The sequence below is a fragment of the Phycisphaerales bacterium genome (assembly GCA_040217175.1).
Classification (GTDB): domain Bacteria; phylum Planctomycetota; class Phycisphaerae; order Phycisphaerales; family UBA1924; genus JAHCJI01.
On sequence record JAVJNT010000002.1, the window covers coordinates 118,720 to 138,881 of the forward strand.

Here is a 20,162-nt window from a genome sequence, read left to right on the forward strand (position 1 = left end):
ACCGGTCTGGGTCACGATGCGGTTCAGGGCCGCTCCTGTCGCTTCACGCGCTCTTCCATCGGGATGGGGTCGGTCTGCTCGACGCGGATGATGTGGATGTGGAAGACCAGCGTCGAGCCCGCGGGCAGGTTCTGCATGACCACGTCGCCGAAGCCCAACTCGGGCGGGATGACGATCTTGCGGCGCACGCCCTCGAAGAGTGGCTCGATGCCCTTCTTGAAGCCGCCGACGACGCGCAGCGGGTAGGCCACCCGCATCGCCAGCCCGCGCTCGAACGTCGAATCGAAGATCGTGCCGTCGGTCCGCCACGCCTCGTAGTTGAGCAGCACCATGTCGCCCTCGTCGGTGGGCGGGTCGTCGGTCTTGCCCGCGTCGTAGGTAATCACGGCCAGGCCATCCTCGCCGACGCTGGCCGTCACGAGCGAGGTGCCGCGTTCCCACGTGATCGCGCCGGTGCCCGGGATGGGCGTGGCGTCGACGCCGTAGAAGGTATCTTCCGAGACGATTCGGTCGGGTCGCACGCGCATCGCGCTGGTCATCTCGACCGAGCCCGAGTCGGGCGTCGGGTAGGCCTGGATGGTCTCGCCAGCGTAGCCGCCGGTGGCACGATCGAAGCGCAGGTCCTTGGTCGCCAGCAGCTCTTCGAGGCGGATCTCCTCGAGCGGCATGTGGTCGGGCGTCAGCCACAGCGACGTGAGCATCCGCGCCCGCTCGGGGTCGCGGAACTCGTACGTCCGCAGGCGCAACGCGTCGCCGTAGCGGTACACGCGGAAGATCGCCTGCCGCACCGGCTCCCACGGCGTGTCGTCGGCGTGCACCTCGACGTAGATCGCCCGGCCGAGCAGCTCGGTCTCGAAGGGCAGCATGTGCATCCAGAGCACGCCGGCGTCCTCGCCCTCGCCCACGGAGCTCATCGTCTTCCAGCTGCCCTCGAGCATGGACGTCAGGCGGCTGATGTCCGCATCGATGGGCTGGCCGACGAACAGGCTGGGCCTCGGCGCGGGCTCGTTCTCCTCTTCGTCGAAGTTGCCGCTCGGGGCCGGCGCCGGCTGGGCGCACGCGAGCCACGCCGGGGCCAGCAGGGCCGCCAGCGTGGCGAACGTCAGGGCACAGATTCGGGGCATGGGGGCACTCCTCGGGTCGCAACGGGACATTCTACGGTCCGTCGCCGCCGACCGCCAAGGCGTCGCCCCGCTCGGCCGCTTACGCCAGCTCGGGGAACATCTTCTGGACGATGCCCACCAGATCCTGCACGTGGCTGACGCTCTCGTCGAACAGGGCCTTCTCGCCGCCCTCGAACTCGAAGTCGACGACCTTCTCGACGCCGCCCTTGCCCAGCAGCGCGGGCACGCCGACGAAGTAGCCCTTGGCCGCGCCGCCGAACTCGCTATCGCAGTAGACCGCGCTCGGGATGATGCGCTTCTTGTCCTTGATGATGGCCTCGACCATCTGGATGGTGCCGCTGGCGGGCGCGTAGTACGCGCTGGTGCCCATGAGCTTGACGACCTCGCCGCCGCCGACCTTGGCGCGCTCGACGCACGCGGTGATCTTGTCCTCGCTCAGCAAGCTGGTCACCGGGATGCCGTGCACGCTGGTCAGGCGCGGCAGGGGCACCATGTCGTCGCCGTGGCCGCCCAAGAGCAGCGCCTGCACGTCCTCGACCGAGCAGCCGATCTCCCACGCCAGGAACGTGCGGTAGCGCGCGACGTCGAGCGCGCCGGCCTGGCCCATGATGCGGTTAGTCGGGAAGCCGGTGGCCTTCCACGCCGTGTAGACCATCGCGTCGAGCGGGTTGCTCACGACGATGACGATGCTGTCGGGGGCGTGCTGCTTGATGTTCTCGCTGACACTCTTGACGATCTTCACGTTGGTCTCGATCAGGTCGTCGCGGCTCATGCCCGGCTTGCGCGGCAGGCCCGCCGTCACGACCACGACGTCGCTGCCCGCGATGTCGGCGTAGTCGCTGGTGCCGATGATGTTGCTGTCGAAGCGCTCGATGGGACCGCAGCAAGCCAGGTCGAGCATCTTGCCCTGGGCCACGCCGACCTTATCGGGAATGTCGAGCACGACGACGTCGCCCAGCTCCTTGGCCGCCGCCCAGTGGGCGCACGTCGCGCCGACGTTGCCCGCCCCGATGATGCTGATCTTGGGGCGGCTGGTGTTCATCTTGGGCGTGGGGCTGGTCATGCTCGGTCTCCGTCTGGTGTGCCAGGGGTGCGGTCGGTTGGAAGGCGAGCAGGGTAGGAACGGGCCTTCGCCGGGGCATCCTCAACCGTCCGAAAGGGACCGCGAATTCGAGGGTCGGGTCTGAGAGCTCCAGAAAACGCCGCTTTCCGCAAGCGCGAAGATCCGTTCCTCGCCAGAACAGCCATCTCAACGGCTCGTATCGATACGTGCGGCCATCGGGTCCCATGCATGTTGCCATTGATTCCCCGGACCCGCCAACATTCATTTCGTCCCCCGGCCGCGGGACGACCCCGACGCGTGCGCACGCACGATCGGGGCGGACATCTCGAACGAGGAGTTTCGATCATGCGAGCGAATACGAAGACGATCGGGACGCTGGTGGCGGCCGCGGGCGGGCTGGCGCTGCCGGGGCTCGGTGCTGGGGTGGCGCTGGCCCAGGACTGCGGCTGGGAGAGCATCGATGCCTCCGTGCGCCCATACGCGGAGTGGCGTCGGCAATTGGTCGTGTATGACGACGGCAGCGGCCCGGCCCTGTACGTGTCGGCCGGTACGTTGAGGGCCGGTGGCGAGTATTTCGGTTCCATCGGCCGATTCGACGGCAACTCCTGGTCGGCCGTCGGTGATCTTGGTGAAGCCTGGATCTCGGCGCTGGACACGCTCGATCTAGGCGACGGCACGCGCCTCTACGCGGCCGTCAGTGATTCGTCATCTTCAACAATCCACGTTCTCGATGGCGATACGTGGGTGCCGTTCGGGCCGGAACTCGACGGCGTCGCGCGATGGCTGGTCGCGTTTGACGACGGTTCGGGCCCCATGCTCTACGCGGCGGGCGACATCAGCACCTCCATCGATGACCAGCGCGTCAACGGCGTCGCGAGACTCGAGGATGGTGCGTGGGCCGGTTTCGGCGCGACCGGTCGGTTCGACGGCGTACTTGGGCTCGTGCACGACTTAGAGGTGTTCGACGATGGCAACGGCCCCGCTCTGTACCTCGCTGGCGATGGCATCAGGCCCGATGATCCAACGGTCGAACGCGGCATGATCCGGTGGGACGGCGATTCGTTCTCGACCGTCGAAGGATCACCACCCTACGTCGTCCGAGACATGCTGGTATTCGATGACGGCGATGGCGAGGCATTGTATGTTGGCGGCCGCTTGGGCTTCCCTGGTTCGTACGACGCGGGTGTTGCCAGATGGGATGGCAGCACCTGGACCGTTCTCGGCGAGGGATTTGAGCAAGACGTGCTCTCGCTCACGTCGTTCGATCGCGGCGACCGGCCCGCGCTCTACGCGGCCGGCTGGTTCGAGGAGATCGGCGGGCAGCCGATCGAGGGTATCGCACGCTGGGATGGCGTGGCCTGGCGGCCCTTCGAGGAATCCGTCGGAGGCAGCGTGGTCGTGATCGAGGGCTGGGACGACGGCGATCTGCGCGGGCTGTATGCCGTGGGCGGGTCGGAGTTCATCGGCGGCGAATTCGTCGGCCTCCTGCCGCGATGGCCCGGCTGCCTCACCTGCCGAGCCGACCTCGATAGCGACGGCGAATTGACAATCTTCGACTTCCTTGCCTTCACCAACCTGTTCGACGCCGGCCTGCCCAGCGCCGACTTCGACGGCGATGGTGAGCTCACCATCTTCGACTTCCTCGCGTTCCAGGACGAGTTCGACGCGGGCTGCTGATCGCCACTGCATAAGCAAGCAATCAAACAGGCCCGGGACGAATCCGCCCCAGGCCTTTTTGTGTGTTTCGATCTGTCTGGAAGGCTCAGCCGGCTTTGTCGGCGCCCTTGGCGGTCTGGGCGTCCTTAAGGGCCTGGGCGTCCTCGATGGTCAGCGACTCTTCGCCCCCGCCCGTTACGGGGCTCTCGGACCCGATCGTTCCGAAGTTGAACTGCTTCTCGTCGCTCCAGTCGCTCAGGACGTTGTTGGTCAGGCGGGTGGCGACCTGATAGCCGATCCACTTGAGCCCGCCGGGCACGCTGGTGTCGGTCCAGGCCTTCTCGCCGGTCGTGTCCTGGTACTGGAAGTCGCTGGCCACGCCATCGACGGTCTCGTAGCGCCGCTGGATGACGAAGACCGAGCCCTGGCCCTTGTTGGCCTCGAAGGTGAGCACGAGGTTGCCGTTGGTCGTGCTGCGGAGCGCGAGCATGGCGGGCACGGGCGCCTCGGTGCGGGGCTCGGGGTCCTTGGGCTTGGGGATGCTGGCCTTGTCGTAGACGCTCTCGTCCTCGGTGGCGCGGGCGAAGCCGTCGACCTGGCCGACGAGGCCGCCCATGACGCTCCGCAGCTCGCCGACGATCGCGTCCTTCTCGGAAGTGCGCGTGACCGAGGCCAGCCGCGCGGCGATCGCCGAGCTGCGCAGCGCCTGGGCCGAATCCAGCTTTGCCTGCGCCGAGGCCACCTGTTCATCGGTCAAGCCGATGGTCGGCGGCACGCCGGTGGCGGCCCACAGGGCCAGGTGCTGCTGGGTCCAGGTGAGGAACGCTTCTTCCCGGTTGGGGAGTCGTGCCATTGCTCTATGCCTTCGTCCGGCGTTCGCCCGCCGCTGGCGGCCGCGGCGAACTGCCGCGGCCGAGGGGTTCATCGGTGGGTTCTGCGGGCCACTTCAGTGGTGGGCCAGAAGATTCCGCCATCGATCTTGTGTTGGGGTCCGATTACGTGGGCGGTGCGGGCTGGCGGGGCGTGAGGGGGGGTAACTGGGAAGGCACGAAGGCACTCAGGCACCCAGGCACGCAGGCACGAAGGGTTCGCCATCCCAACCCTTCGTGCCTGCGTGCCTTCGTGCCTCGGTGCCTCTCTTCAGCATCCCGCGTCGAACGCCGTCTGGAACGCCAGGAAGTCGAAGATGGTCAGCTCGCCGTCGCCGTCGAAATCGGCTTGGGCGTCGCCGTCCTGGAAGAGGTTGGCGAAGGCGAGGAAGTCGAAGATGGTGAGGGTGCCGTCGAGGTCGAGGTCGGCAACGCACACAAAGCAGGAAAGATCAAAGATGTCTACCGCGCCACGGTCCAAGCCGTCGATCGGGGTGTCCGCCGCACCGATTGCAACCATCCCGTCCGCCATGGCCATGCGATACCCGAATTCCACGCGCAGCTCCGCTGGCAATAAATCAGCGACCTGTTGCCAGCGACCATCGATGCCTCGTTGGAACAAGTAGGCAGCGCCACCACTCATTGCAGTTCGAACACGGATGGAGCCGACCGCGAGTAGATCTCCCGACAGCGCGAGAGAGACACCCAATTGGTCACCAGGCCCTCCGTCGGCGTGCGTCACGGTCTGCGCGAGTCGCCAAGGCCCGTCGGTCTGCAAGTGCCCATCGTTGCGCTCATAGATGTACACGGCCCCCTGGGCCGTCGCGGGGCTATCGGAGTTGATGCCCCCGATGGCAAGGGTGTCTCCGTCGATGGCGACCGAGTAGCCAAAGCGGGGGCCCTCAAGGACGTCGGGGGCAAGCAGCTTCTGTACCAGCCGCAAATCGCCGCCCGACAGTCGCTCATAGACATAGGCGGCGCCGCCATTGCCGGCGATCGTCCGCTCGAGAGGCGAGCCGATGACGATCCACTCGTCGTTGAGATCGAATCCCCAGCCGAAGTCACTCCTGGTTCCAATCGCATCTTCGTTGAATAAATCGTGGGTTACCGCCCAATCGTCGCCTTGCTTGTGATAGACGAGAACCCTGCTCCCAGCCTTACCAACGATCGCCGTATCACCATGAAGCGCTAGGCGTTCGCCGTGGATGCCGCGTGCGTCGGGCGGGAACAGCGCCCCGGTTTCGACCCATCGCTCGCCATCAAAATCGAATACGTAGGGTACGCCCAGCCCCGGCCCCGCCGTGCTCAGCGACGCCGTCACGATAGCCCGATCGCCATCGAGCACGACTGCGCTGCCGAATGCAAATCCCGGTGCGAGTGAGGCCGGCACGAGGTCTTGCGCCCACTCCCAACCACCATCCGGCGTGCGGCGATACGCATGGGCCCATCCATTCGAGCACTCGGGGTTCGTAGGGCATAGCGACCAATCATGGCGATCGCCGACAATCAAGTGCCGCTCGGTCATGCCGACGCCAAAGCCGAAGTCCCTCGCCTCGGCAGAGGGCGACACGATGCGCTCTGGCTCGCACTGGGCGAGGCACGAGGTCGTCACCAACCCCACGCAGGTGAGAGCGGCAATCGGAACATTCAGCGTTGCATTTCTCATACGACAATCATACATCGAGCATTGATTTTCCTCAACAACATTTGCACAGAGATAGGCGTGGTTTGCTCCAAACGTTGTTTGAACACGTGCCCGACCGAGCACATTCCCTCATTGCTTTCGTTCGCACCCGCGGTATGGTTCACTCGAGTGGCTTGTGTATGCGGCCGTCGCACGTATCGATTGAATGGACTGCTTGAGATTGGAGTGCATTGTGAGACGAAACCTGAATATTGTCGCCGCCATCGTCGTGGCGTCCGGGCTCGCGGCCTCAGCGGCCAGCGCGCAGATCGCGGACGTGGTTTGGACGACGGACGACGATGACGACTTCGGCGCCTGGAACACCGATGCCGGCATAAGCGTCGGCAGTTCGGCCGTCGTGTGCACGCAGAACATGCACATCTCGATTCTCAACAAGTCGGGCGTGGTACAAGAGGACCATGGCGTGACGGACGCGACGTTCCCCTTCATCCGTGTCGATGACTTCGTGGGTACCGGCTCGGGCGACTTCCCGAGCCGCTTCTTCGATCCACAGACCGTGTACGACCCCGAGGAGGGGCGACTCTGGATCGTCTACTCGGAGAACAACACGAGCGGCAGCGGCGAGTCGTTCGGCACCGGCGACAACGACATCTCGGCCCTGCACCTGGCAGTGAACAAGGATCCCGCCTTCTTCCCCGTCGGCGGCACGCTGGACACGTTCGACGACGACTACTGGTGGTACTACACAGGCAAGAGCGTGGCCACCACCGGCATCGGCAACGGGGGCGCGTACTTCGACCTCCAGAACGACGACATTGCCGAGTATCCCGATGGCGGCCCGCACACGACGTTTCCTGACGGACCCAACAGCCTCGTCGACAAGCCGCACATGGCCGTCGACGAGCAGGCAGTGTACATTGCTACGACGGGTGGCTCGATTGACTCGACGGAGAACATCAACGGCACCCTGCTCATCATCCCGACGTCGCACGGCAGCGGCCTGTCGATCTACGACGGGGATAAGCCCGATTACGACGACCTTACGTTCATCCGCATGAACGAACTGCCGGCGGTCGACGGCCACAATCGCCACTATGCGGTGCAGGAGCCGTACGATCAGGTCTCGAACGCACAGTTCTTCGTCAGCGGGCCTGGCGGTGACGACCAAGACACCATTCGCCTCGGTGGTTTGTGGTACGACGATGACCCGATCGCACCGCGATGGCACTACTCGCAGCGAGTTGCGACGGATACGTCCACAACGCCTGACGACATGGATCTCAACCCGGGACTCGAGTTTAGCACCGATGGGTCCTACCGGGCAGTGACGCCCGACACGGCCGCGGGCGACTGGGAGATCCGCACGGGAGGTACCTTCTTTCCATCGGCCGTCCTCGTGAAGGACGGGAACAGCGATGAGTGCATCTTCGCCGTGCATCACGTCCGGCCGATGGACGACTCGCAGAATCCCGCAGTGCCGGAAGACCGCTGGGTGGTCCAGTGGTACGTCATTGACCCGGATCTGGCGAAATTCCGTTCGATCTCCGGTACTACCGGAACCACCCCGTCGTCGAGTTGGGATCCCCAGATCGTCGCGATGGGTCGGCTCGACGACGACGACGGCGACCGGATCCACCCGGTGATCGGCGTTACGAAGCAGGGCGTCGCATACATCGAGTTTACGTACACGAGTTCGACCGTTTGGCCCGAGGTCCGACGCGTGCAGCTCAACAACGCGTATACCGACATCGTGCCGAACAGCGAGGTGACCGTCCAGGGCGGCGTTGCAAACGAGTATTTCACCACCGACCCCGAGCACCGAATCGGCTGGGCCGACTTTGCCGACATGCAGGCCGACCCGAGCAATGATTGCGTGTTCTGGTCGACCCACACGCTCGTTCATGAAGACGACCTGACGGTCAATGACAAGCGTGACATCTGGTTCTTCGAAACCGTTATCAACTGCAACAACGCCAATCTCAATGGCGACGGCGGTGTCGACCTGCTAGACATGGCCATGTTCAACGACTACTACTCGACCGGTGCCCGCCGCGTGGACATGAACACCGACGGCACGACCGACTCGACCGACGCGATCATCTACAATGACGCGTACGACGAACAGAAGGATTAATCGCTGCATCTTGGCTTGGTTCGATGCGGGTCCGCTTTCGCGGGCCCGTTTCTCATCCACACGCCGTTTCAGACCGCGCCGCGAACGCCTGACACCCTTCTCAGGACGAGGGATCGCTGGAGCAGCCTCCGCCACTTCAAGAGACCATCGCCGCCAGCACTACCACAACCACCACCATCACTACGAACGTACCCAGGAACCGCCGCGAGACCCAGCCCGAGAGACCGATGCGGGCGGCGGGGCTGCGTGGGCGGTCGAGTCGCACGGGCGGAGCGTCGAAGGAAAGAGCCCCTCACCCCGGCCCTCTCCCCGCGCGCGGGGAGAGGGAGGCAACACCCCCATGCCCTCGGACGCCCCCAGAACCCTCGCGAGCAAGCCCGGAGGGGATTTGGGCTCGTTCGGAGGCCCTTCAAGCAAGCCCGGAGTCCTCCAGGTCACGCCCCGAGCCCCCGCGACCAGGCCCGCGGGGCTGCGGATCAGGACCCGGACCCTCCGATCCAGGCCCCGGGGCTCGTGCGCCTGGGCCCGGGCGTTTCGGTTGAAGCCCGCGACGGTCCGGATCAAGCCATGGGCCCCTCGGATCGAGCTCCCAGGCGTCCGGATCAAGGCCCGGGCCTTCCGGGCCTTGACTTGGAAGGCGTCGGCCGCGCATCGATACGGCATCGGTTCGGCATGGGTTGGCGGGTGTTCGGTTTCCGGCGCAGCCGCTCGAGCGACCGGCCCGGTCAGCCCGCGTCCGGCGACGCGGAGTCCAGCGCCCGCAGCTCGTCCTGGGTGAACGCGCGGCTGCGCGTGTGGAAGCGGACCTCGCGGCCGTTGTCCAGGCTGAACATGCCGCCGCGGCCGGGCACGACGTCGAGGACGAGCTGCGTGTGCTTCCACGCCTCGAACTGGCGGCCCGAGATGTAGACCGACACGCCGGCGACCTCGCCGAGCTTGACGTCCGAGGCGCCCACGCGGAACTCGGTCGACGGGTAGCACATGGGCGACGAGCCGTCGCAGCAGCCGCCCGACTGGTGGAACAGGATCTCGGGGTGCTCGGCGCGGATCTCGGCGATGAGCGCCTCGGCGGCCTCGGTCGCGACGACGCGCGGCGGGGCGCCCTTCGAAGTGGAAGCGGAAGTGGAAGCGGGAGTCGTGTCGGTCATAAGGCCCGCGCGGCCCGCTAGAGCCGCGCGGACGTTCGATTCTCCGAGGCCTTCAACGCTCAGCTTAGAAGAAGCCCATCGCGTTGGGGTTGTAGCTCACCAGCATGTTCTTGGTCTGCTGGTAGTGCCGCAGCATCATGAGGTGGTTCTCGCGGCCGATGCCCGACTGCTTGTAGCCGCCGAACGCCGCGTGGGCCGGGTACAGGTGGTAGCAATTGGTCCACACGCGGCCGGCCTCGATCGCGCGACCAAATCGATAGCACGTGTTCGCATCGCGGCTCCACACGCCCGCGCCCAGGCCGTACAGCGTGTCGTTGGCGATCTCGAGGGCCTCCTCGGGCGTCTTGAACGTGGTGACCGAGACAACCGGGCCGAAGATCTCCTCCTGGAACACGCGCATCTTGTTGTGGCCCTTGAGGACCGTCGGCTGCACGTAGTACCCGCCCGAGAGCTCGCCGCCGTGGTCGGCGGCCGCGCCGCCCGTGAGCACCTCGGCGCCCTCCTGGCTCGCGATGTCGAAGTAGGAGAGGATCTTCTCCTTCTGCTCGCTTGATGCTTGCGCACCGATCATCGTGTTCTCGGCGCGCGGGTCGCCCTGCACGATGGCCTCGACGCGCTTGAGGGCCCGCTCCATGAACCGGTCATAGATGCTCTCGGCGATGAGCGCGCGGCTGGGGCAGGTGCACACCTCGCCCTGGTTGAGCGCGAACATCGTGAAGCCCTCGAGGCACTTGTCGAAGAACGCGTCGTCGGCCTCGAGCACGTCCTCGAAGAAGATGTTGGGGCTCTTGCCGCCCAGCTCGAGCGTCACGGGGATCGTGTTCTCGGCGGCGTACTGCATGACCATGCGGCCCGTGGTCGTCTCGCCCGTGAAGGCGACCTTGGCGACGCGCGGGCTGGACGCCAGCGGCTTGCCAGCCTCAAGACCGAAGCCGTTCACGACGTTGACCACGCCGGGGGGCAGCAGGTCCTGGATGAGCTCCATCAGCACGAGCACCGACGCGGGCGTCTGCTCGGCGGGCTTGAGCACGACGCAGCAGCCCGCGGCCAGCGCCGGCGCGAGCTTCCACGTGGCCATCAGGATCGGGAAGTTCCAGGGGATGATCTGGCCGACGACGCCGATGGGCTCGTGGAAGTGGTACGCGACGGTGTCCTCGTCGATCTGGCTCATCGTGCCCTCCTGGGCACGGATGCAGCCGGCGAAGTAGCGGTAGTGGTCGATCGCGAGCGGGATGTCGGCCAGCCGCGTCTCGCGGATGGGCTTGCCGTTGTCCAGCGTCTCGGCCTGGGCGAGCAGCTCGAGGTTCTCTTCCATGCGATCGGCGATCCTGTTGAGGATCATCGCCCGCTCGGTCGTGGTCGTCGCGGCCCAGCCGGCCTTGGCCGCGTGCGCCGCATCGAGCGCCGCCTCGACGTCCTGCGCGCCCGAACGCGCGATCTGGCAGAGAACTTTTCCGTGTACGGGCGAGGTGTTGTCGAACGTGCGGCCGTCGGCCGCCGGGACCCACGTGCCACCGATGAAGTTTCCGTAGGTCGCCTTGTAGGGTCCGCGATCGCCGGCGTCGCCGCCGAGGGTTGCGGAAGGTGCGGTCGTCTGGGTCATGGTGTGCCTCCTTCGGGATGGACGGGCGCGACGCGCCCCGCCTGCAAGCTATGCGGCAAGTCGCCACGTCGTTGCAGCGCGTGTCGTAACGGCACCGAATCGGATTGCGGGGCTCTGCGTAGGGTGCATCCCGAACGCGTGCCGATGGCCCACGCTCGGTGATTGAAGCCCGCGCGTCGACGACAACGAACCGGCCGCTCACGCGGCCGGTTCGAAATCGTCGGAATCGTCGGAACGCGGCGGCGCCTCAGTCGCAGCCGGCCGCGAACTGGTTCTGGAATTCCAGGAAGTCGAAGATCGACAGCCGGCCGTCGCCGTCCAGGTCGGCGGCCAGATCACCACTCGCAAACAAGTTCTGGAAGCACAGGAAGTCGAAGATGTCCAGCCGGCCGTTGCCGTCGCAGTCGGCCCGGCACTTCGTGCTGCCGTCGACGAAGCCCTGGCCGCCGATGGTCAGCGACCGCGCTTCACGCGAGCGGATCTCGACGCGGTCGAGGCCGTCGACGCCGCTGCTGCCGATGCCCGGGTCCATCATGACCGTGTCGACGCGGTAGCGCTCGCCGCCGACCTCGATCTCGAAGGGGTTCTCGCACTTGAGCACGAGGACGAGCTGGTCGTTGCTGTTCAGCACGTAGCACCAGGTCAGCTCGAAGCAGGGGTCGAACAGGCGGAAGGACTGGCCCGAGCCGAGGATCGGCGCGGCGATGCGCTCGCCGTCGAGCATGAGCGTCAGCGGCACGCGGGGCGCGCCCACCTCCTCGAAGTTCAGGCTCAGCGACACGGTGGGCGGCTCGCCGGCGGCCGACGTGCGCGTCATCGTTGCCGAGAGGCTCTCGGCCACGAAGTCGCCGCAGTTCCACCAGGGGAACCAGGTCAGGTCGACCGGAGCGCCCGGCTGCAGGTCGCCCAGGTCGACGTGGTGCTCGAAGCGCGTGTCGGGGGCCCACGCGGCGCCCTCGGCGGTGATGGCGGCGCCGACGCCGCCCGGGCCGGCGGGGTCGCTGCGCAGCACCAGCTCGTCGCCGGTCGAGCGGCCGATGGTGCCCGGGAAGGGCGACGCGAGCCACTCATCGATGACCAGCGGGCCGACGAAGACGGTGCGCACGCTCTCGAGCACGCGCGAGCACGTCCGGCTCACGGCGGTGTCGGCCGACTCGTAGAAGGTCATGCCGAACGAATCGGTCGTGAGCGTGCGGTAGCCGTCGCCGCTGGCCTCGAACTCGCCGCACCAGACCAGCGCGGGGTTGTCGTCGTCGGCGATGATGCCGGCGATCGGGAAGTGGATCTGGCCCAGGAAGATGTCCTCGATGTCGCCGGTCGCCGTGGGCACGCCGGCGGAGATGCCCGGGCCGTCGGTGACGCCGCACCAGTCCCAGCTGACCCAGTCGATGTCGTCCGACAGGATGTCGAGCGACCCGCTGGCGAACGCGAACCCGTCGCTGGGGAAGTGGGCGTAGAGCTCGACGGTGAAGTTGTCCGACAGGATCGCCGTGCGCTCGATGCGCAGCTCCCAGCGGCAGCAATCGTCGGCCAGGGCGCTGGTGGTGGCCGTGGCGCACGCGCCCGCCGCGAGGGCGAGCGCCAGGGCGCTGCGGGCGGAGAAACGGTTTGGAATGCGGTCCATGATTCGCCTCCTGTATCGCGCCCCGGGATGCATGCCGCGGCCGACGCGGCCGCGGGTCCTCGTCGATGTCTCGGGGCGGGCTGATACCGGGAGCGCGGAATCACGCGGGTACTCATGTGACAAGCTAGAAAAGTTGCGCAATCTGAATCGTCCGTCAAACGGCACGATCGGAGCTACGTGCGGGCGACCTCGGTGGCCCCCAGCGGGCGCCGCAGCGTCATGCTCGCGAACGCGAGCGCGACCGCGAGCGCGGCGCAGAGCGCCAGCCCGGCGGCAAAGCCGCCGAAGTAGTCCAGGCTCACGCCCAGCACCACCGGGCCGAGGCCCGTGCCGGCGACGCCGAGAAAAGTCAGAAACCCGCGGATGCTGCCGTGGTGGCGGCGGCCGAAGTAGCGGGCGACCGTTGGCACCCCCACCGCCGAGCCGATCGCCATCGCCATGCCGTACAGCGCCATCGCGGCGCACAGCAGCACGGCCGAGTCGGCGACGATGACCAGCCCGGGGCTGGCGGCCATGAGCAACGCGGCGAGCGCGAGCAGGCCGCGCGGGGGCACGCGGTCGGCCAGGTAGCCGACGGGCAGGACGAGCGCGGCGACGGCCAGGGCCCAGCTCATGCTCATCGCCGCCGAGAGCGCGGGGTCGAGGCCGCGGGCGATCAGGATCGGCTGGGCGTGGAACAGGAGCGCCGTGCCCGTGAAGCCGCTGAGGACCATCGCGCCCGCGAGGATCCAGAAGGCGCGCGTCGAGACGGTCTGCTTCAGCGTGAACGCTGGATCGGGGTGCTTTGGCTTCTCGGGAGTCGCAGACTCATCGGGCTCGTACGGCGCAGCGTCACCGTCGATCTGCTGGCCCTTCTCTTCGGGGCGGTCGCGAAGGACGAACGCGGCGAGCGGCAGGACGATGAGCCAGACAAGGACACCCAGCGCCGCGTAGGCCCAGCGCCAGCCGATCCATTGGATGAGCCCGATGGCGATGAGCGGCGTGAGCGCGAAGCCACCCTGGGCGAAGACCATCTTCAGGCCGTTGATCGTGCCGAGCTTGCGCTCGTACCACAGCGCGAGTATGTGCCCGCTGAGCATGGAAAGGGAACCCTGGCCCAGGAAGCGCAGGCCGAAGAAGCACAGGGTCAGCACGGGCAGCGAGCGGGCCTGGCCCGCGGCGATGCAGGCGCCGCCGAAGAGCAGGGCGATGACGAACATCACGCGGCGCGGGCCGAACTTATCTGCAATGGCACCGACGAAGGTCAGCGGCATCGCGGCCGTGACGGTGCCGACGAGGTAGGCCGTGCTGAGCTGCGTCGCGCTCAGGCCGAGCGTCGTCGTGAAGGAATCGTTGAACTGGCTGACGACGACCGTCTGCCCGGGCGCGGTGGCGACCAGGGCGATGGTGCACGCCGCGGCGATGACGGGGCCGTAAAAAGGGCTCGGCTGCGCCGGTTGGGAGGGAAGAAGGTCCGGGGCGTCGGGCGCTGACTCGGTCGCATGTTCGAGCTGGGCTTCGGGCGGAGAAACTGGCATGAAGCGGGGAGCTTAGCGCCGCCGGCGCTTCGACGCGCTCGCCGCGGGCTTGCTCACGACGCGTGGCGGGTCGGGCTCGAAGGGGGGCTCTTCCTCGTCCTCTTCTTCTTCGAGTTCTTCTTCGTCTTCAACATCTTCTTCGTCGGCGGCCTCTTCGTCGCCGTCTTCCTCATACTCCTCCTCGTCCTCTTCCTCGTATTCCTCGTCGTCGTCTTCCTCGTATTCCTCGTCGTCGTCTTCGTACTCCTCTTCCTCTTCCTCTTCGTCGCCGTCTTCGTCTTCCTCGTACTCCTCTTCGTCTTCTTCCTCGTCGTCCTCTTCTTCGTCAGCTTCCTCGTCGTCGAGCTCGTCCTCGTCCTCTTCGAGCTCGTCGTCTTCTTCCTCTACGTCCTCGTCTTCTTCGTCTTCCTCGACGTCTTCATCATCTTCTTCGTCGACGCCATCGCGAGCCTCGGGCTCGGCCGCTTCCTCTTCACCGTCGAGCGTGCCGACGACCTCGACCTCGACGCTCGCCTCATCATCGAACGGCTCGTCTTCGTATCCAGCAAGATCGCTGTCGTCCGGATCCGCCGCTGCGTCCTTCGCGGCCAGGTCCTTCATGGCCGCCCACTCCTCGGGCGAGATCTTGACGTCGCGCGCGACGCTGCCCTTGTGGTCGCTGATGACCCCGGCGATGCCCATGAGGTCGATCAGCCGGCTCGCCCGCGTGTAGCCGATGGCCAGGCGACGCTGCAAGAGGCTCACGCTGCCACGCTTGGTCTCCAGCACGATCTCGACGGCGCGGTCGAAGAGCGGGTCCTTCAACGCACGGCGTAGGCTGGCGGAGTTGTTGTTGGCGCTCTGGAGCAGGCGGTCGTCGTCGCTCAGGCCGCCCTCGGGCTGGCCGAGCTGCATGATCTGCCGCTCGAAGCTCGGCCCCGCGACCTCGCGCACGAACTTCACGACGCGGCGGATCTCGATGTCGTCCACCAGCGTGCCTTGACTCCTCATCAGCTTGTGGTTGCTCGGGCTCAGGAAGAGCATGTCGCCCTGGCCCAGCAGCAGCTCGCCGCCCTTCTGGTCGAGAATGATCCGGCTGTCGAGACCGCTGGCGACCTTGAACGTGATCCGGCAGGGCATGTTGCCCTTGATCAGGCCCGTGACGACGTTGGCCTGCGGGCGCTGCGTCGCGAGGATGAGGTGGATGCCGACCGCGCGGGCCTTCTGCGCGATGCGGACGATGGCGCCTTCGACCTCCTTGTTGGTCATCATCAGGTCGGCCAGCTCGTCGATGATAAAAACCATATACGGCAGCTTGCGCGGCACACGCGCGGCCTGCTCGTCGGTCTCGTGGCCGAGGCGCTCCTTGATCTCCTCCCAGTCGAGATCGTTGTAGCTCGAGATGTCGCGGCAGCCGGCCTCGGCGAGCAACTCGTACCGCTCGTCCATCTTCGTGACGGCCCACTCGAGGATCGCCGCGGCCTTGTGCATCTCGGTGACCACCGGGCACATCAGGTGCGGGATGTCCTTGAACTGGCTCATCTCGACCATCTTCGGGTCGACCAAGACGAGCCGCAGTTCGTTGGGCTTCTTGGTGTACAGGAACGACATGATGATCGTGTTCATGCACACCGACTTGCCGCTTCCCGTCGTGCCGGCGATCAGCACGTGGGGCATCTTGGTCAGGTCGGCGATGAGCGGCTCGCCCGACGCGTCCTTGCCCAGGAACATCGGCAGCTTCATGCCCTGGAACTTCTCGGGCCGGCCCATGAGCTCCTTCAGGCGCACCTTCTCCTTGGTGGGGTTGGGCACCTCGATGCCCACCGTGTCACGGCCGACCTGGTTGGCCACGATGCGTACGTTGACGGCCTTGAGCGCCCGCGCGATGTCGCTACTCACGGCGTTGAGCTGATTGACCTTCGTGCCCGGCGCCAGCCGTACGTCGTACAAGGTAATGACCGGCCCGCTCTCGATGCCCACGACCTCGCCCTTGATGCGGTACTCGTGCAGGGCACGCTCGAGCGCCTCGGCCCCCTCGCGCACCATCTCGTCGAGCTTGTCGTTGAAGTCTTCCTCGGGCTCTTCGAGCAGGTCGAGGCCGGGGAACCTGTAGCCCTCGAGCTCGACGCCCTGGAGGTCGCGCAGGTCCTCTTCCTTGGCCACCGAGCGGTTCTGATTGGCGAAGAGCACGGGCATCTTCTGGATCTTCTCGCGCAGGCGATCCTCGCTGAACACCTGGGGCGCTCCGACCTCGTCGTCTTCTTCCTCGAGCTCCTCTTCCTCGGGCTCTTCTTCGTCTTCCTCGTCTTCGTACTCGTCCTCTTCGTACGCCTCGTCTTCTTCCTCGTCCTCGTATTCCTCTTCGTACTCGTCCTCGAGCTCGTCTTCGTCCAGCTCGCCCTCGTCGGTGGCGATGTCCTTCTCGATGCGCTTGGCGCGTGCCTCGGCCTTCTTGCGCCTCTGGACCTTCGGGCGCATCCGCTCGTCGTCGTCCAGGTCGTTGACGCGAACCGGCGCGCGCTTCACGGGCTTCAGCCTCTCGCCGAGGTCGGCGAACCACGCACCGATCGCGGGCAGCACGCCTCGCACCGAGCTCGCGCCACCGCCGGCCGTACGGCCGAGCCAGCCCGCCTGCCGCAGCAGTCCCGCGCCCGCGGGCACGATCCACCGGTCGTACGCCACGATGACGCCGATCACGCAGGCAACCAGCATCCAGAGCAAGGTGCCCGCGACGTTGAAGTGCTCGCGAAGCTCGGCCGAGCCCACGAAGCCGATCACGCCGCCGGGCAGGTCGGGCAATCGGGCCGTCGACGGCAGCAGGACGGCCTGCACGCCCGCTCCCGCGATGGCGATGACGACCACGCCCACGATGCGGATGAGCGGGTGGTCGACCCGAGCCCCGCCGAAGTGCAGCCCGATGAGCAGCGCCAGCCCGGCCAGGAACACCCACGCCCCCAGCCCGACCGTGTAGTACGACCAGTAGGCGATCAGCGCCCCGATGCCGCCCATCCAGTTGGCCGCCGGGTCGTTGGCCGGCCAGGCCGCGAAGCCCGGAGCATCGGCCGCGTCGAACCCGACGAGGCTGGCCGCGATGAACAGCCACAGCGCGCTGACCACCAGCCACGCAACCCAGCGCAGCACGGGCGCCAGCGCCGCCCCTTCGTCATCCGTGACCCGAGATGCCATAGGACCAACGGTATCGGCTCGCCGGGCCCCGGCGCGGCAGGAATGCCCCACCTCTGAGGCCCGCCCGAGGGGCGGGGTCGGCTAGGCCGCCTTCGTCGGCTCGTGCGGCTCGGAAAGCTCATCGCCAACCGGCTCGTCGTCCTGCGAGCCGTCGACCAGCACCCCGTCCTCGAGCCGAGCGACCCCGAGCGGGTTGGCCGAGCGGAGCTCCTTGGGAAGCACGGCCTCGGGCGCGTTCTGGTACGACACGTCGCGAAGCCAGCGACCGGCCGCATCGGTCCCGACCGACGTCGCCGGCACGCCCTGGCTGGCGGGGTAGGGGCCGCCATGCACCAGCGACGGGCAGAGTTCCAATCCGGTCGGCGTAGCGTTGAAGACCAGGCGACCCACGCGGTGCTCCAGCGTGCCGGCCAGCCGGCGGCCCACGTTCCCGTCGGTCGTTCCCATCCAGATCGAGCCGGTGAGCGCACCGCCCACGGCGCTCGCCGCAGCGAGCACGCCGGCGGCATCGTCGGCCATCACCAGCACCATCGCCGGCCCGAACACCTCCTGCCGCACGATCGACTCGCGCACGAACACGTCGCCGGCGCACCGGAGCAGGCACCCGTTCACGATCGCGGCCTTGCCGGCTTCCTGGTCGGCGGCGTGGAAGGCGCCGCCTTCGAGACGCACGCCCTTGGTATCGAGCAGCGCCGCGACGTCCTGCATGAACCTCGACCGGATGCGCGGCCCGCGCATCTTCGCCGCCGGCATCTGGTCGAACATCGACGCGAGTTGCTTGGCGAAGACCTCCGCCTCGGCCCCGCGCTGCAGCACCACGACGCTCGGTCGCGTGCACGTCTGCCCCGCCACGTTCACGCAAGACTGGAACAACCGCTCCGCGATCGTCGGCCCGTTCGTTTCGAGGGCGCCGGGCAGCACGAACACCGGGTTGATCGTGCCGATGGAGGCCGAGAACACCATGCCGGGAGACCGGCACGAGACGGCGCCGGCGATCTCGTCGGCGGCCTGCTTCGATCCCACGAACGACAAGCCTCGCATGCACGGGTGCTCGACCAGCGTCTCGAGCAACGCCGCCTCGCCCTCTGCGTCGGCATGGACGAGCGTGATCAGCCCGGGCGGCGCCCCCTTCGCCGAGCAGGCCATCATCGCCACGCGTGCGATCATCGCGTCGGTCAGCGGATGCTCGGGATGGCTCTTGCACACGATCGGGCAGCCGGCCGCGAGCGCCGAGACCGCGTCGGCCCCGAGCGCCCCGCCTGTCAGCGGTTGATTCGCCGGGCCGAAGATGGCCACCGGCCCGATGCCACGACGGAACCGCCGCAGATCGGGCTTCGGAAGCGGCCGGCGGCTCGGCTCGGCGGTGTCGATGCTCGAGTGATCAAACGCCCGGTCGCGTACTGCGGCCGCAAACATCCTGAGCACCAGCATCAGCCGCTCGCGCTCCGCCACGATCCGAACCGCGCTGAACCCCGTCTCGTTGGCCGCGAGTTTCACGAGATCGTCGCCCAAGCCATGGACCGCGTCGGCGATCGCCTCGAGCATCGCCGCACGCTCGCTCGCATCGATCTCCATCATGCCGTGATACGCCGCCCAGGCCGCCATCGCGGCGCCGCTCACCTCCTGCGGCGTCGAGGCCTCGACCTTCGGGCCGGCGGGCGTTCCCGTTGCGGGGCTTGTGGCCTGGAACGTGCGGCGCGGCCCGGCGTCCTTGGGCGCAAAGGCGGGAGGCACCATCGCCTTGGTGAGCCCGGTGAGGGTCTTCGCTGCTTCAAGGTTTTGCTGCGTCGACGCGGCCACGCAGATTCATCGACCGATAGGAAGGCCAACTTCAATCAAGGTCCGATAGCGTTACGAAAATCTGCGAGCGCGCACGAAAAAGCTGCCCGTGCAACCACGCGGGCAGCAGATTTCAGTTCAGGAGCCCGATCGCCGGATTAGCGGCGGCGACGAGCAGCGGCCAGGCCGCCCAAGCCCAGAAGGGCCAGCGACGCCGGAGCCGGGATGACCTCGATCCGGCCAGCACCCTCGAGGACCGTGGCGGTCACTTCGCTGCTCAGGCCGGTATCGTCGAGATACAGGTTGTAGCGAGCGGTCTCGGTGGCCAGGTCAACAGTGCGGGCCGTGAAGTCCGTCGTGCTCCAGGTGGCCGACCAGATGAGGATCGGGTCGCTCGTGTCGGCGAAGATGCCGCCCGAGGGGAACTGGAGCTGGCCGGTCACGATGTCCAGGACATCGCCACCCGAGGGGGTGCCGTCGTCCTGACCGGGATCGGTGAACGCCGAGGACGGGCCGGAGAAGTCGCCGGTACCGTCGCCCCGGAGGCTCCACTCGGCAGCAGCAAACGCGTAGAACAGGTCGGAGTCCCAATCGGCCCACACTTCGACGGTTGCCGAAGGCGTGCCGGGGCTGACCACGTTGCTCACGCGGATCTCATACGTGTTGGGCTGAACGGTGGCGCTGGCCATGGCGGCCAGACCCAGCGCAGCGCCCGCGAAAGCGGCGATCTTGGTTGCGGTCATGTCTCGTCTCTCCTGACGTTGGAACCAGGGATTGTCTCTTCCTGGGCCAAAGATACCACAAAATGGCTATGCGGATCAACCCATTTTCGAGA

14 protein-coding genes are annotated in these 20,162 nt (G+C 66.9%); 2 read left to right on the forward strand and 12 right to left on the reverse strand.

From position 1 onward, the window contains the following. Positions 1 to 23: 23 nt before the first annotated feature. Together RIA68_07535 and mdh are read right to left on the reverse strand one after the other, a co-directional pair. A complete protein-coding gene (locus tag RIA68_07535) occupies positions 24 to 1,124 on the reverse strand; it encodes a CpcT/CpeT family chromophore lyase (GenBank protein MEQ8317292.1) in 1,101 nt (366 codons plus the stop codon). A gap of 79 nt (positions 1,125 to 1,203) precedes the next feature. After that, positions 1,204 to 2,187 (reverse strand): malate dehydrogenase, encoded by a 984-nt coding sequence (mdh, locus tag RIA68_07540; protein MEQ8317293.1) that lies wholly within the window; start codon positions 2,185 to 2,187, stop codon positions 1,204 to 1,206. Positions 2,188 to 2,532: 345 nt separating this feature from the next. Here mdh and RIA68_07545 point away from each other — a divergent pair, with 345 nt between their 5' ends. Then, on the forward strand, positions 2,533 to 3,864 hold the full coding sequence (locus tag RIA68_07545; protein ID MEQ8317294.1) for a GC-type dockerin domain-anchored protein: 1,332 nt from the start codon (positions 2,533 to 2,535) through the stop codon (positions 3,862 to 3,864). A gap of 85 nt (positions 3,865 to 3,949) precedes the next feature. On the opposite strand, the gene RIA68_07550 is transcribed toward RIA68_07545, so the two are convergent. Continuing rightward, on the reverse strand, positions 3,950 to 4,696 hold the full coding sequence (locus RIA68_07550) for a hypothetical protein (protein MEQ8317295.1): 747 nt from the start codon (positions 4,694 to 4,696) through the stop codon (positions 3,950 to 3,952). A gap of 287 nt (positions 4,697 to 4,983) precedes the next feature. Next, positions 4,984 to 6,480 (reverse strand): GC-type dockerin domain-anchored protein, encoded by a 1,497-nt coding sequence (locus RIA68_07555; GenBank protein MEQ8317296.1) that lies wholly within the window; start codon positions 6,478 to 6,480, stop codon positions 4,984 to 4,986. Between the two features lie 109 nt (positions 6,481 to 6,589). Here RIA68_07555 and RIA68_07560 point away from each other — a divergent pair, with 109 nt between their 5' ends. Beyond that, complete coding sequence (locus tag RIA68_07560) at positions 6,590 to 8,491, forward strand: hypothetical protein (GenBank protein ID MEQ8317297.1); 1,902 nt, start codon at positions 6,590 to 6,592, stop codon at positions 8,489 to 8,491. Between the two features lie 136 nt (positions 8,492 to 8,627). Here the strand turns inward: RIA68_07560 and RIA68_07565 are convergent, their stop codons facing one another. From RIA68_07565 to RIA68_07600, 8 genes are all read right to left on the reverse strand, one after another. Further along, entirely contained in the window at positions 8,628 to 8,756 is a 129-nt protein-coding gene (locus RIA68_07565; protein MEQ8317298.1) for a hypothetical protein, read from the reverse strand. 460 nt (positions 8,757 to 9,216) lie between these two features. Next, positions 9,217 to 9,639, reverse strand: a complete 423-nt coding sequence (locus RIA68_07570) for a DUF779 domain-containing protein (protein ID MEQ8317299.1) — start codon at positions 9,637 to 9,639, stop codon at positions 9,217 to 9,219. A 64-nt stretch (positions 9,640 to 9,703) separates the two neighbouring features. Further along, entirely contained in the window at positions 9,704 to 11,242 is a 1,539-nt protein-coding gene (locus tag RIA68_07575) for an aldehyde dehydrogenase family protein (protein ID MEQ8317300.1), read from the reverse strand. 247 nt (positions 11,243 to 11,489) lie between these two features. Beyond that, on the reverse strand, positions 11,490 to 12,866 hold the full coding sequence (locus tag RIA68_07580; protein MEQ8317301.1) for a GC-type dockerin domain-anchored protein: 1,377 nt from the start codon (positions 12,864 to 12,866) through the stop codon (positions 11,490 to 11,492). Positions 12,867 to 13,039: 173 nt separating this feature from the next. Continuing rightward, a complete protein-coding gene (locus RIA68_07585) occupies positions 13,040 to 14,383 on the reverse strand; it encodes an MFS transporter (protein MEQ8317302.1) in 1,344 nt (447 codons plus the stop codon). Between the two features lie 12 nt (positions 14,384 to 14,395). Continuing rightward, positions 14,396 to 17,548 (reverse strand): DNA translocase FtsK 4TM domain-containing protein, encoded by a 3,153-nt coding sequence (locus RIA68_07590; protein ID MEQ8317303.1) that lies wholly within the window; start codon positions 17,546 to 17,548, stop codon positions 14,396 to 14,398. 81 nt (positions 17,549 to 17,629) lie between these two features. After that, on the reverse strand, positions 17,630 to 19,348 hold the full coding sequence (locus tag RIA68_07595) for an aldehyde dehydrogenase family protein (protein ID MEQ8317304.1): 1,719 nt from the start codon (positions 19,346 to 19,348) through the stop codon (positions 17,630 to 17,632). A gap of 137 nt (positions 19,349 to 19,485) precedes the next feature. Next, positions 19,486 to 20,070 (reverse strand): PEP-CTERM sorting domain-containing protein, encoded by a 585-nt coding sequence (locus RIA68_07600; GenBank protein MEQ8317305.1) that lies wholly within the window; start codon positions 20,068 to 20,070, stop codon positions 19,486 to 19,488. Between the last annotated feature and the right edge of the window lie 92 nt (positions 20,071 to 20,162).